We start from the raw sequence: 15,064 nt of genomic DNA on the forward strand, positions 1-15,064 counted from the left end.
GTTTAATTAAATGAGTTGTTTAATGATTATAAGTTCGCTTTAATAAAATTAGTCATCTTATTATACAGATGTAATCGTGTATTACCTCCATAAATTCCATGATTCTTATCTGGATAAATTGCCCAATCAAAATCTTTATTTTTCTGCACCAATGCTTCGATCAAGCGCATTGTGTTTTGTACATGTACATTATCATCTGCACTACCATGCACTAGTAAAAATTTTCCTTTTAATCCATCAACAAAATTGATTGGAGAATTATCGTCATACCCTTTCGCATTCTCCTGTGGAGTCATCAAATATCGTTCCGTATAGATCGTATCATAAAACCTCCAACTCGTTACTGGAGCTACTGCAATACCCATCTTAAAAGTATCAGGCGCTTTAAACAAACAATTACTAGACATGAAACCACCATAACTCCATCCCCAAATACCAATTCTGGATGCATCAATATAATCTAAAGCTCCTAGTTGTTTTGCTGCTGCGATCTGATCCTGAACTTCTAGATTACCTAAATCATTTTGTGTAACTTTCTTAAATTTCGCTCCTTTAAACCCTGTTCCTCTTCCATCTACACAAACAACAATATATCCTTGTTGCGCTAACATCATATACCAATAATCATTACTCCTATTCCAAGAATTACTAACTGATTGAGATCCTGGTCCAGAGTATTGATACATAAACAGTGGATACTTCTTAGCAGGATCAAAATTCTTTGGCTTGATTGTCCACATATTTAATGTTTCGCCGTTAATATCTATCGTAGAAAATTCTTTTGGTCTTACATCATATTGTGCAAGTTTATCTTTTAATCCTTGATTGTTTTTAATCTCACGAATTACTACTCCATCCGCAGCATTATTTAAAGTAAACTCAAAAGGAGTAGAAGCATTTGAGAAATAATTGATGTATTGACTGAAATCTGCGCTAAAATCTGCATCATTGGTCCCTTCTTTAGTACTTAATCTCTTCTTATTTTTTCCATCTAAACCAATTGAATAGATATCTCTATTAATATTCTTATTTTCTACACTTTGATAAAAAATACTTTTATTTTTTGCATCGTATCCATAATAATCTGTTACTTCCCAAGAACCACTAGTAACTTGATTAATCAATTCCCCTGATTCTTTATAATGGTAAATATGATTATACCCATCCTTTTCGCTAGTCCAAATAAAACTATTGTCTTCTAAAAAGGTAAGATTATCGGTAACATCAATATACGCTTCATCCTTCTCGTTAAGCACAATTTTTGGAGTTTTCGTTTTCGCATCTACAAAAATTAAATCCAGATTATTTTGATGTCTGTTTAATACTTGTACACTCAAAATATCTGGATTTGTAGACCATTTAATTCTTGGTATATAAAAATCTTTATACTCTCCTAATTTCACCTTATCTAGAGACATACTTCCTAAATCGGCTATGTGTAATGAAACTTTAGCATTTTTCTCTCCAGCTTTAGGGTATTTAAATACATCTTGTTTTTGATATAATTCTGCACCGTATACATCCATTGAAAATTCTGGAACCTCTTTTTCGTCAAATCTTATAAATGCTACCTTATTACTATCAGAACTCCAATCAAATGCTCTTACAAATGCAAATTCCTCTTCATATACCCAATCGGTAATACCATTGATAATTTCATTCTTTTTTCCATCATCTGTTAACTGAATCTCTTCTCCTGTAACAAAATTTAGGACATATATATTATTGTTCAATACATATGCTATCTTATTTCCATCAGGCGATAACGCAGGTGATTGTATTTTACTGTCACTAATCTTAAAACTACTATTGGAAGCCACATCAAACAAATGATAAATTCCTCTTGACGAACGACGATAGATTTGTTCTAACTCACTTGCAAGTAAAACTCTCTTCTCATCTTTACTAAATTCATACCCTTGAAAAAACTTCAAGTCATCTATAAAAGAGGATTTAATTAATGTCTTTGCTTTTTCTCCAGTGGCATAGTCATAAACTTCAATAGAAGTTTCACCAGAAGTATTATCTCTTTCTAAAACCGAATATTGCGTACCATTATTCATGGAATGCAAGGATTGTAAACTTTCAGTTCTAAATGCTCCTCCCCATATTTCTTCTAATGTAAATGCCTTGTCTTGAGCTATAGTAACAAAACTTATAAAAAATGCTATTCCAAAAAACAATCGGGTAATCTTCATATCTTAATTTGAATAAAAAAATGTTAGCGCCAAGAATACTAAAAAATCCGTGAAAAATACAACAATTGACGTTAAATACCATAAAATGGAATACGAGAAACGAATATTTATTAGCATATCATTAATAAAACCGTACGAATTGATAGAATAATATACTTCTAAAATTACAGGATATTGTATTTATGAATTCATAAAAATCGTTTGAAACAAAACAGAATAGTATCTTTGAGCCCTGATAGTAAAAAAACAATATGGCTCCAGTAGTTTCTGGCTTCTCTAAGCTTTCTAAAGACGAAAAAATAAATTGGTTGGTTAAACATCATTTTAATAATGACACAAACACCATCGATATTATTAAAACTTATTGGAATTCTGATGAAAAACTTCAGCAATTACACGATGAATTTACGGAGAATACCATATCCAATTATTATCTACCTTTTTCTGTAGCTCCGAATTTTTTAATTAATAATGAACGTTTTACTATTCCAATGGCTATAGAAGAAAGTTCTGTAGTTGCTGCAGCAAGCAAAGCGGCTAAATTTTGGCAAAGCAGAGGTGGGTTTAATGCCGAAGTATTATCTACTACAAAAGTTGGACAGGTACATTTTACATTTTCTGGAGACAATAAAAAGTTAAACACATTCTTTAAAAATATCAAGTCCGATCTTATTTCCTCAGCTTCTCATATTACTAAAAATATGGAAAAACGAGGTGGTGGGATTATAGACATTGAGCTTAGAGACAAATCATCAGAAATAGAAAACTACTACCAACTTCACTGTACTTTTAGTACTGTTGATGCTATGGGAGCCAATTTCATAAACTCTTGTTTAGAGCAATTTGCTGATTTCCTAACCAATGAAGCTAGTACCTATAACGAATTTTCTGAAGTTGAAAAAAAGATAGAGATTATCATGAGTATCCTTTCTAACTATGTTCCAGAATGCATAGTTAAAGCTTCTGTTTCTTGCTCTATTGATGATTTACCAAGTATAGACAACTTAACCTCTTTACAGTATGCTGAGAAATTTGTAAGAGCTGTACAAATTGCAAAAATAGAACCTTACAGAGCTGTTACTCACAATAAAGGAATCATGAATGGTATTGATGCGGTCGTATTAGCAACAGGAAATGATTTTAGAGCTATTGAAGCGGGAGCCCACGCATATGCTTCTAAAGATGGTAAATATTCTAGTCTAACAGAGGCTAAAATTGAAAATAATGTATTTCATTTTTCAATACAAATCCCTTTAGCTCTTGGTACAGTTGGAGGTTTAACTACATTGCATCCACTAGTAAAACTCGCCTTAAGTTTACTTGGAAGTCCCAATGCAAAAAAACTTATGGAAATTACCGCAGTAGCAGGACTTGCTCAAAATTTTGCTGCTATCAATTCCCTTATTACTACCGGGATCCAACAAGGTCATATGAAAATGCATTTAATGAATATCCTTAATCAGTTTCAAGCCACTAATGATGAAAAAGAAAAATTAGTTGAGCATTTTAAAACCAATACCGTAACACATAGTGAGGTAGTACTACAAATCGAAAAACTACGAAATTAAACCTACTTCTACTTTTCTTATTTTAGAATAGTTTGTCATACTAAGGTAATTATACCGTTTATTATTAAAACTCGTATTTAGGTTTTGATTTGGTCAACAACTAAAGTCATCAATCTAAATTGCGTTTCTGATTTTAACTATGCAGACAAAACTATATCTACTTTTCTCATTCTATAAAAAGTATTTTTACGTGCTCACCTTTGTTACACTTTTACTTTTATTTAGAGAAAAAAACACAACGCTCGCTTTTATAATTTTAATAAAGTTTGTTTATTTCTTAGGACTAAAAATTTGGCATAAGTTAGTCTCTTATACCAATATGGAGGTTTCGTTTACTGATCGTTTCTTCTTTTATGAAAACCTAGGACTACATAATTTACATCTTTTTTTGTTTGGATTTTTATTTGATAGTATAGTTTCTGTTATGACTTTTTACTCATTTCAATACTTTGTAAGATGATCCTAGAAATTGACAACGTAGAATTATCATATAGCAATAAATTCATTCTAAATGGAGTATATGTTAAAGCTGAAAAAGGAAGAGTTACAGGAATACTTGGAAGAAATGGCTCAGGAAAGAGTAGCTTGCTAAAGATAATATTTGGGCACCTAAAACCCCAAAATAAATTGATCCGTATTAACAAAAAGAACAAAGCCAGACCTCTCTATCTTTCTGGAAAAGTAAAGTATTTATCCCAAAAAGATACAATTCCAAAAAACATTTCTCTCGAAAAAGTTTTTAGTTTATTTAACCTCAGCTGGGAATCTTTTACCACCATATTTGATACATTTCGAAAGTATCAGAATCCAAAAATATATGATCTTTCGGGAGGTGAAAAAAGAGTTATAGAGACTTACCTTATGTTAATGAGTCCAGGAGAAATAGCGTTATTAGATGAACCTTTTTCAAATATTGCGCCTCTATATATAGAGATTTTTATAAGACTTATTAAGAAAGAAAAGAAAAATAAAATTATCATCCTAACAGATCATATGTATCGTCATATTCTTGACATATCAGATGATATATATCTATTAACCAATAGCACTTCTACACTTATTAAAAATCCTACCGAACTGGTTGGCTATGGTTACTTAAGTAGTTTTTAGGTTTTCTCTTCAATTACGAAAAACTGTATTCAACATAAGTTAATAACTAATATATTTAGAGTATTCTTATTTATTAAATGCAGTAATAAAGTAAATTTGTTTCTGGTTAAGACAAAATTATATGTTGAAAAAATCATTTTATAGTCACGGCAAACTTCTCCTAACTTCAGAATATCTTGTTCTTGATGGCATCAAAGCACTAGCATTACCTACAAAACTTGGACAATGGTTAAAAGTTGAAGAAAATGATTCTGATCATATTTCTTGGAAAAGCTTTGATAAAGATGGTGATTGCTGGTTCGAAACCATTATTAAACTCCCTTTAGCAATTTCAGAAGCTAATTCATCTAACACACGTTTCTTAACAGATGAAGAAGGTTTAGGAATTTCCGAAACACTTTTAGAAATACTGAAAGTAGCTCAGGAACTAAATCCTGATTTTCTTTCTGGCGAAAAAGGATGTTACGTAGAAACTCACTTAGAGTTTAATCGAAAATGGGGATTAGGCTCTTCTTCAACACTTATAAATAATATTGCTCAATGGGCAGATGTCAATGCTTTTACATTGCTAAAAAAAAGTTTTGGAGGAAGCGGTTATGATATTGCTAGTGCACAACACACTACACCAATTTTTTATATACGAAAAGAAGATACTCCTGTAATCAGTATTGCCGAATTTGATCCTATTTTTAAAGATCATTTGTTTTTTGTCTATCTTAATCAAAAACAAGATAGTAAACAATCCATCAAGCACTATCAATCTTTACCTCTTAAGGATTTTGATATTGCTTCGGAAAAGATTAGAGAAATTACCAATTCACTAGTAGAATGTTCTTCATTAGAAGAGTTTTGTAAACTTATTGATCTACACGAACAAACAATATCTAAAATTATCAAAACGCCTACCATAAAATCTACCTTATTTTCGGATTATTCAGGAAGCATAAAAAGCCTTGGTGGATGGGGAGGAGATTTTGTCCTAGCCACTGGAACTATTTCTGACATGAATTATTTTTCTAATAAAGGTTATGAAACTATTATACCTTATTCTGAAATGGTTCTGTAATATTTTTTTTTTGAAAAATGGATAGTTTGCATTTTTTTACTAGTAAATAACATTCATTCCTCTATATAAAATATCTATAATACAGGTTTTTTACACCTTTAATATTTTTCAAAAAATTACCTATAAACTAGGTATTTAGAAGAGTTTTTACATCTTAATCATCATTCAAAACATCATGTTCATAAAATGTAAAGATTGCGATATAAATACAATACTACTATTCTGCGTTATCTTTAATAATTGACTCGAGAATAATGATGAATTAAATAATTAAATGAAGCTTTAATTAGGTTGGTAACACATATCACAAACTTTATAGAAAGAAAAAAGTTACTTAAAATTAAGCATAAAGTTTTCGTGACTTTTTAAATTTTATCTTTTAAACAATTCCACAATAACTTAACTTCTTTTAAATACAATATCTCATTAATTTTTAAAGTTAAAACGTAAAAACAACCCTTGAAATTCAAAAAAAAATTGTCCCAATGAAACAAAGAATTCTGTTTACTATCGCCCTTTCATTCTTAATTGCTTTTGTAGGCAACAGTCAAATTATCTACAGTGATAATTTTGACGAAAACATATCAAGTGTAGAACCTACTTCTGCTTATGCCGTGTCATTATCTAATGATAATTTATTAATCAATGCTAATGGTACTGCAGGAGCTTTTAGCCCATTTAAATATACACTACACAACAATGGTTCTGATGTCTCAATAAATATATCAAACCAAACCAAACTATATATTAAAGTAAAGGGTAGCTCCAACCCGGATTTAAGAATTGACATCCAAGATGAAGATGGTTTTGTATCTAATCTAAGCCCGTTGTCTATTAGAATAGACAATGAGTTTACTATTTATGAACTAGATTATTCTTCTAATTTACAAGATGGAGGTTATGGAGGTTCTGATTGTACACAAGCTACAGCTCCTTGCCCTGTAGATCCTTCTAAAATAGCTTTTGTTCAATTTTTTGTAAATGCTGCAGAAGGAGGATACTCGGGAACTATTGAAATCGATTGGATTTCCTTTGGAGAACCTTTAGAAACACCTCCTCCACCATCCGCATATGAGGTTCGCTACAATCAAGTATCATATTTAACAGGTAGAAATAAAACCATTAGTGTTGTAGCTCAAAGTAGTTTTAGCAATCAAGCATACACCATACTAGATAACTCTAACAATACAGTATTATCTGGAACTACAGGAGTATCTTCTTTATGGAGTGATTCTGGAGAACATATTGCGAATGTAGATATTTCTGAAGTGGACACCGAAGGAACATATCGTTTTCTAATAGATACTGAAGAAATCACCTTTAACGTAAGTACAGATGGGTATGCAGAACTTAGAGAAGAAGCTTTTAAGTACTATTATTACAACCGTTCTTCTACGGCATTAGAGTCAACCCATGCAGGTATTTATGCAAGACCAGCGGGAACTCCAGATGATGTAGTTCGTGTGCATTCATCAGCAGCGACATCTGCACGACCAGAGGGAACAGTAATATCTGCACCAAAAGGATGGTATGACGCGGGAGATTACAACAAATACGTTGTAAACAGTGGAATTAGCACATATACCTTATTAGCTGCTTATGAACATTATAAAACGGAATGGCAAAGCTTACAATATAATATTCCTGAACAAGGTGGAGATTTACCTGATATCTTAGATGAAGTTTTATGGAATTTAGATTGGATGTTAGACATGCAAGACCCTAATGACGGTGGAGTATACCATAAATTAACTGCTAAAAACTTTTCTGGAAGAGTAATGCCTGCCGCATATAATTTAGAAAGATTTGTTGTACAAAAATCAACCGCAGCAGCTTTAAATTTTGCTGCTGTAACAGCAGTGGCATCAAGAATATTTTCTGATTACGAAAGCGTAAGACCTGGATTTAGTGCACAATTAGAACAAGCAGCAAAAGACGCCTATTCTTGGGCAAAAGCTAATCCTGCTATTTATTATAGCCAAGGGAATGGAACACCTGTTTCTGATATTTCTACTGGAGAATACGGAGATACGAATGTTACCGACGAATTTCAATGGGCAGCAGTAGAACTATTTATTACAACTAGAGAAAATACATATCGAGATGACATTGATGTAAGTTCTATTGGAGGAGGAACGCCAAGCTGGCCATATAGTGACCCTCTTGCACTAATTTCAATAGCTCAATACACTACCAGTTTAGCAAGCTCAATTAACGTTACCGCTGCCAATAGTACTTTAATAAGCACAGCTGATCAATTAAAGAATCAGGTTAATACTTCTCCAATGAAAACTACAATGTCTACTAACGACTATTCTTGGGGAAGTAACGGAGCAGTAGGAAATCAACTAATCTTACTGATCAGAGCATATGAACTGACTCAAGATGAGTCTTATTTAGACGCTGCTTATACAGCGATGGACTATATTTTTGGTAGAAACGGAACTGGTTACTCATATGTAACTGGATTCGGAGATACACAAGTATTCGAACCTCACCATAGAATATCTGATGCTGATGGTATTTCTGCTCCTATTCCAGGTATGATTGTAGGAGGACCGCAAAATGAAAACAATCCGGATACAGGTGATTGTACAGGCTCTGGAATTAGTTTCCCTTCCAATCTGCCAGCTTCAAAATATGTAGACCACTGGTGTTCTTATTCTACAAATGAAATTACTATTAATTGGAATGCCCCTTTAGTCTATGCAATGCATGCTTTAGATTTCTATCAAAAAGAATCAGCTACGCTATCAGTGAACGATCTTGAAGAAACTTCAGAAGCTTTTAAAGTATATCCTAATCCTACAAATAAAATATTAAATATAAAGACTCCTTTCTCTAACGGATCTTCAAGTATCGAACTATATTCAATACAAGGAAAAAAGGTTTTTTCTAAAGAATTAAATAGTGAACAATCCAATCTAGACATTAGTAATTTATCAGCAGGATTATACTTGATAAAAATCAATAACAATACTAATAGCTATACAACAAAAATTATAAAACAGTAAAAAACTGAATTTAAATATAAAAGGTTCAAAAACTAATTAGTTTTTGAACCTTTTATATTTAAAATAATCGAGTTTTATAATCTATTTAGCAAGTTTCCGCAAAGTAACCCATTGCTTAAGCATTTCTCTTGAATCACAAGCAGGATATCCCAAAACAGTTTTCCCTGCCGGAACATCATTCATAACACCCGAACCTGCAGCCACTGTAGCTCCGGAATGAATTGTTACATGATCTTTAATAGAAGCGCTACCTCCAATAACAACTCCATCACCTAATGTAACAGAACCCGCCAGACCACTGCTACCTGCCATGATACAAAAACGTCCCAGTATACAATTGTGTCCGATCTGCACTAAATTATCAATCTTACAACCATCCCCTAATACTGTGGAACTAAACTTCCCACGGTCTACACAAGAATTAGCACCTATTTCAACTCCATTACCAATAATAACATTTCCGATATGAGGGATTTTTATAAGTCCCCGACCATCTTCACTAGGTATATATCCAAAACCATCTGCCCCGATACTTACATTATTATGGAAAATACAATCGGTACCAATTTCAGTACGCTCTCTAATTACCGTTCCAGACCAAATAACTGTACCAGCACCTATTATCGAATCATCAAAAACTGTTACATTGGGATAAAGCACGACACCATCTCCTAAAACAGCATTTTTACCAATATAACAACCAGCACCTATCTTACTCCCCGCACCCATAACTGCAGATTCATGAATCACTGCTGTCGGATGAACATCAACATCGAAAACTGGATCTTTAAGACGAAAAATGTCTAATAATTTAGACATTGCTATATCCGCATTCTTTACCATTATAAATGCACGATCAGGACCCGGTTCAATATCTAAGTTATCATTCACAATAGCAACACAAGCATTAGACATCTCCCATAAACGTGCATACTTTACGCTTCTAACAAAGGTAATTTGGTCACTTTTTGCGTTCTTTAATTCATCTAATCCAGTTATTATTTGGTTGATATTCCCTTTTAATTCCCCTTGTAGAATAGTATTAATTTCTTCTATTGTAAATGATATCATTATTTTTTTATTAATTGATTATTACATTTTATGATCTATCATTTTTGAAAAATTCACAAAGTCGTTATAAACAATAATGTTATAAAAAATAATGAAGTATTAAAAAACAATACGAAAAAGTCAATTTAGTTAATTTATTAACAACTCAGGTTTTAAAACCTAAAAAAAACTTTAATCAATCACTCTTTAGAAAAGAGAGTAACCATATAATATTTAATTATTTCGTTTTTATATCGAACAAAAAAAACCTCAATTCAAAAGAAATGAGGTTTTAATATATTGGTTATACAAAGCGTCTTATATTACATTTCCAGCGCTTTCTTTATATTATTATCCATTAATAATTCTTCAGGATTTTCTAATGCTTCCTTAACAGCTACCAAAAATCCAACAGATTCTTTACCATCAATAATTCTATGATCGTAAGACAATGCCACATACATAATCGGCGCTACAACTATTTGTCCATCTCTTACAATTGGTCTTTCTACAATATTATGCATTCCTAAAATAGCACTCTGCGGTGGATTTATAATTGGAGTAGATAACATACTTCCAAAAACTCCTCCATTAGTAATTGTAAAAGTTCCTCCTGTCATCTCATCTACCGTTATCTGACCTTCACGAGCTCTAATCGCCAATCTTTTAACCTCAGACTCAACTCCTCTAAAACTTAAATTTTCAGCATTTCTAATTACTGGAACCATCAATCCTTTTGGCCCAGAAACAGCAATACTGATATCTTGGAAATCATAAGAAATCATTTCTTTACCTTCGATCATCGAATTAACCGCTGGGTACATTTTTAGTGCTCTTACACAAGCTAACGTAAAAAATGACATGAATCCAAGACCAACTCCATGCTTACCTTTAAATGTTTCTTTATATTGTTTTCTTAAATCAAATATCGGTTGCATATCTACTTCGTTAAAAGTAGTCAACATAGCAGTTTCATTCTTTACAGAAACTAATCTCTCCGCTACCTTACGACGTAGCATTGATAATTTTTTACGCGATTCTCCTCTACTTCCTGGTCCAGGAGTTCCCATTGATGGTTTTGCATCAACTGCGTCCGCTTTGGTAATACGCCCATCACGTCCTGTTCCTTTTACTTGAGAAGCGTCAATTCCTTTCTCCGCTAATACCTTTTTAGCAGCTGGCGAAGCAGTTCCGGTAGCATATGTTTCTGTTTTAGCTGGAGCTTCTTTTTTTGCAGGCGCTGGTGACTCTTCCTTTTTTTCCTCCGTTTTTGAAGTTTCTTTAGGTGCAGAAGAACCTCCTTCTGGTTTAGCCGCATCTGTATCAATAAGACATACAACTTCACCAACAGCTACAGCGTCTCCTTCTTCTGCTTTTAGTGTAATAATACCACTAGCTTCTGCAGGAAGCTCTAATGTTGCTTTATCGCTATCTACCTCTGCTATTGCTTGATCTTTTTCTACATAATCACCATCTTCTACAAGCCATTGAGCTATTTCTACTTCTGTAATGGATTCTCCCGGAGAAGGGACTTTCATTTCTAAAGCCATAATTCTAAGTTTATACTTTATATCGCTTTCGCGAAAATATTTCGATTTATAGTTACTTTACTATTTTCTTTTTCTTCTTTGATTGTTCTTTGTTTTATCAAAAACAAAATCAATTACTTCTTGATGTCTTCTTTTAGATCTCGTGGCACTACCTGCTGCAGGTGCTCCATAAGGCCTTCTACTTGCAAATCTAAATGAAGCTGCATCATCATAATGCATTAAAATATGACTTAACGCACCCATATTACGCGGTTCTTCTTGAGCCCAAACAATATCTGTAGCCTTATATTTTTTAATTAGTGTGTCCATTTCCTTTGCTGGAAGTGGAAATAACTGTTCTAGTCTCACCAAAGCAACATCATTTCTACCCAATTTTTCTTTTTCTTCTAATAAGTCATAATAAAACTTACCAGTACAGAAAACCAATGTTTTAGTATCTTTTGCCTTAGCTACTGGGTCATCAATTACAGTCTGGAAACTTCCATTAGCAAACTCTTCTACTGAAGAAACTACTTTAGGATGACGTAATAAACTTTTTGGAGTAAAAATAATTAAAGGTTTTCGATATGTAGCTTTCATTTGTCTTCTTAACAAATGAAACATATTAGCTGGTGTAGTAACATCAGCTACAAACATATTATCTTTAGCACATAATTGAAGGTAACGTTCCATTCTCGCAGAAGAATGTTCTGCTCCTTGACCTTCATATCCATGTGGCAATAACATTACTAATCCATTCTGAAGCTTCCATTTATCCTCTGCAGAAGAAATGTACTGATCAATCATAATCTGAGCTCCATTACTAAAATCTCCAAATTGAGCCTCCCAAATTGCTAAAGTTTTTGGACTAGCCATAGCGTATCCGTAATCAAACCCAACAACTCCATATTCTGAAAGTAAAGAATTATAGATATAAAAGTCTCCTTGTTCTCCTTTTAGGTTATTCAATAGCAATACTTCCTCTTCACTATCCTCAACCTTTACAACAGCATGTCTGTGAGAAAAAGTTCCTCTCTCGACATCTTGTCCACTCATTCTAACATCATATCCTTCTTTAAGTAGTGATCCATATGCTAGTAATTCTCCCATAGCCCAATCCAACTGATCTTTCTCAAAAAACATTTTATGTCGTTGATCAATTAAACGCTCTATTTTACGAAGGAATTTCTTATCCGACGGTAATTTAGTAATAACCTCAGCAATCTCAGTTAGTGCTTCTTTAGAATATGTGGTATCCACAACTTCCATCATCTCATCTTCTTGAACTCTCGTAAATCCAGCCCACTCGTCTTGCATAAAAGGAGTGATTACTGTCTTTTCTTGTTTTCGAGAATCTTCTAACTCTTCTTCCAGAGATGCTTTATATTCTTTTTCAAGACCTGAAACATGATCCTGACTTATAATTCCTTCAGAAATTAATTTCGCTGCATAAATATCTCTAGGATTTTTATGTTTAGCTATTGCTTTATACAACTTAGGTTGCGTAAAACGTGGCTCATCACCTTCGTTATGACCGTATTTTCTATACCCTAGTAAATCTATAAATACATCACGCCCAAAATTCATTCTAAAATCAAGTGCAAAGTTTGTTGCGTGCACAACAGCTTCTGCATCATCAGCATTTACATGAAGTACAGGAGACAAGGTTACTTTACCAACATCTGTACAATAAGTAGATGAACGAGCATCTAAATAATTCGTAGTAAAACCTATTTGGTTGTTTACTACAATATGAATAGTTCCACCTGTCTTATATCCATCTAATTGTGCCATTTGGACAATTTCATACACCAAACCTTGTCCAGCTATAGCGGCATCTCCATGAACAACAATTGGTAAAACCTGTGATATATTATCTTTATAATACTTGTCCTGTTTAGCTCTAGTAATTCCCTCTACTACCGCTCCCACAGTTTCTAGGTGAGATGGATTAGGAGCAATATTCATATTAATAGCCTTTCCAGAATCTGTTTTTCGTTTAGAAGTCCATCCTAAATGGTACTTCACATCACCATCAAATACAGCTTCTTCATAATCTTTACCATCAAACTCACTAAATATATCTTTTGGACTTTTTCCAAAAATATTGGTTAGTGTGCTAAGACGACCACGATGTGCCATACCCATAACAAACTCCTTTACTCCCATATCTGCTGCTTTTTCTACTAAAGCATCTAATGCTGGGATTAAAGATTCTCCTCCTTCTAGGGAAAAACGTTTTTGTCCTACGTATTTGGTATGTAAAAAGCTTTCAAATGATACTGCTTGATTCAGTTTCTTAAGAATGTGCTTTTTCTGATCGGTAGAAAATTTAGTCCTATTGGTATTAAAATTTACACGATCCTGTATCCATTGTCTTTCTTCAGGATTTCGAATATACATATATTCGATACCTATGGCATCACAATATATTTGTTCTAAATGAACAATTATATTACTTAGTGTATTAGGTCCAACTCCAATAATCTCTCCAGCATTGAAAACCGTATTTAAATCGCCTTGACTTAAACCAAAATTCTCTAGAGCAAGAGAAGGGTGATACTTTCGTCGTTCTCTTACCGGATTTGTTTTGGTAAACAAATGACCTCTAGTTCTGTATGCATCTATAAGACGCACAACCTGAAATTCTTTTTGAAGATTTTCGGGAACAGCTACAGTAGTATCTCCCGATTCTTTTTCTATGTAAATTGTTTCCCCAGAGTCATCTGCACTTTCTAGTCCAAAATCAAATCCTTGAAAAAATGCTCTCCAACTAGGTTCTACACTATCTGGGTTTTGCAAATATTGATCGTATAAATCTGCAAAAAATGCGGTATTAGCCGCATTCAAAAATGAATATTTATCCATATGTAAGTATTCAACCGTCTTTTTATTATAAAACATCACAAAAATACAATAATTACAGTATATTGAGTATCGAATTATATATATTTATTGTAACATTTTTTTACCATTTTAACAATGAAAGTGTTTCTTATTCATAAAATCAAAATCATACTCTTAGTATCCTCAATGTTATTTTCCTTACAACAATGTTATTCTCAGGAAGACAATTTTTGGTCTAGAGTAAGAATTGGGGGTAATATAGGAATTGGATTTACAAACGACACTTTTAATGGAATCTTAGCTCCTTCTGCTATTTATGACTTTAACAATCAGTTTAGTATGGGATTTGGACTTAATTTTGGATACACCGATTCACGTAATTTTACAGCTACAAATTATGGTGCTAGTCTTATTACTCTTTATAACCCTTTTCCTTCATTACAGTTATCTGCAGAGTTCGAACAAATGGGAGTAAGTAGAAGTTTTGAAATCGAAGGTCAAGATATCAATGATGATTATTGGTATCCTGCTTTATTTATTGGAGCTGGTTATAGAATAGGTTTTGTTAGTGTCGGTTTACGATATGATGTATTATATGACGATAATAAAAGTATTTATGCTAGTGCTTATGCTCCTTTCGTGAGAGTATTTTTCTAAGAATCACAATACTACAGAGAAAAAC

At 32.9% G+C, this 15,064-nt stretch carries 9 protein-coding genes; 5 read left to right on the forward strand and 4 right to left on the reverse strand.

Features of this window, described 5'->3' with window-relative positions; genetic code table 11:
- Nucleotides 1–26: 26 nt before the first annotated feature.
- Nucleotides 27–2,198: a S9 family peptidase gene (locus NMK29_RS18505; protein WP_108803477.1), complete on the reverse strand. Its 2,172-nt coding sequence runs from the start codon at nucleotides 2,196–2,198 to the stop codon at nucleotides 27–29.
- Nucleotides 2,199–2,449: 251 nt separating this feature from the next.
- Here NMK29_RS18505 and NMK29_RS18510 point away from each other — a divergent pair, with 251 nt between their 5' ends.
- The 4 genes from NMK29_RS18510 to NMK29_RS18525 all read left to right on the forward strand — a co-directional run bounded on the left by NMK29_RS18510 (nucleotide 2,450) and on the right by NMK29_RS18525 (nucleotide 8,956).
- Entirely contained in the window at nucleotides 2,450–3,766 is a 1,317-nt protein-coding gene (locus tag NMK29_RS18510; RefSeq protein ID WP_108803476.1) for a hydroxymethylglutaryl-CoA reductase, degradative, read from the forward strand.
- A 456-nt stretch (nucleotides 3,767–4,222) separates the two neighbouring features.
- Nucleotides 4,223–4,876 (forward strand): ATP-binding cassette domain-containing protein, encoded by a 654-nt coding sequence (locus NMK29_RS18515; RefSeq protein ID WP_108803475.1) that lies wholly within the window; start codon nucleotides 4,223–4,225, stop codon nucleotides 4,874–4,876.
- A gap of 121 nt (nucleotides 4,877–4,997) precedes the next feature.
- Nucleotides 4,998–5,942 (forward strand): GYDIA family GHMP kinase, encoded by a 945-nt coding sequence (locus tag NMK29_RS18520; RefSeq protein WP_108803474.1) that lies wholly within the window; start codon nucleotides 4,998–5,000, stop codon nucleotides 5,940–5,942.
- 485 nt (nucleotides 5,943–6,427) lie between these two features.
- Nucleotides 6,428–8,956 carry a glycoside hydrolase family 9 protein gene (locus NMK29_RS18525; RefSeq protein WP_108803473.1) on the forward strand — a complete coding sequence of 843 codons (2,529 nt, stop codon included), beginning with the start codon at nucleotides 6,428–6,430 and terminating at the stop codon, nucleotides 8,954–8,956.
- 81 nt (nucleotides 8,957–9,037) lie between these two features.
- Here the strand turns inward: NMK29_RS18525 and lpxD are convergent, their stop codons facing one another.
- The 3 genes from lpxD to NMK29_RS18540 form a co-directional block, all read right to left on the reverse strand.
- A complete protein-coding gene (gene lpxD / locus NMK29_RS18530) occupies nucleotides 9,038–10,027 on the reverse strand; it encodes a UDP-3-O-(3-hydroxymyristoyl)glucosamine N-acyltransferase (RefSeq protein WP_108803472.1) in 990 nt (329 codons plus the stop codon).
- 302 nt (nucleotides 10,028–10,329) lie between these two features.
- Entirely contained in the window at nucleotides 10,330–11,556 is a 1,227-nt protein-coding gene (odhB, locus tag NMK29_RS18535) for a 2-oxoglutarate dehydrogenase complex dihydrolipoyllysine-residue succinyltransferase (RefSeq protein WP_108803471.1), read from the reverse strand.
- Between the two features lie 60 nt (nucleotides 11,557–11,616).
- On the reverse strand, nucleotides 11,617–14,403 hold the full coding sequence (locus tag NMK29_RS18540) for a 2-oxoglutarate dehydrogenase E1 component (protein WP_108803500.1): 2,787 nt from the start codon (nucleotides 14,401–14,403) through the stop codon (nucleotides 11,617–11,619).
- Nucleotides 14,404–14,517: 114 nt separating this feature from the next.
- On the opposite strand from NMK29_RS18540, the gene NMK29_RS18545 reads away from it, so the two are divergent.
- Nucleotides 14,518–15,039: an alpha-ketoglutarate decarboxylase gene (locus NMK29_RS18545; protein ID WP_234424268.1), complete on the forward strand. Its 522-nt coding sequence runs from the start codon at nucleotides 14,518–14,520 to the stop codon at nucleotides 15,037–15,039.
- The last annotated feature ends 25 nt before the right edge of the window (nucleotides 15,040–15,064 follow it).

Origin of the sequence: Aquimarina sp. Aq107, from assembly GCF_943733665.1 — a bacterium.
Lineage (GTDB): Bacteria > Bacteroidota > Bacteroidia > Flavobacteriales > Flavobacteriaceae > Aquimarina.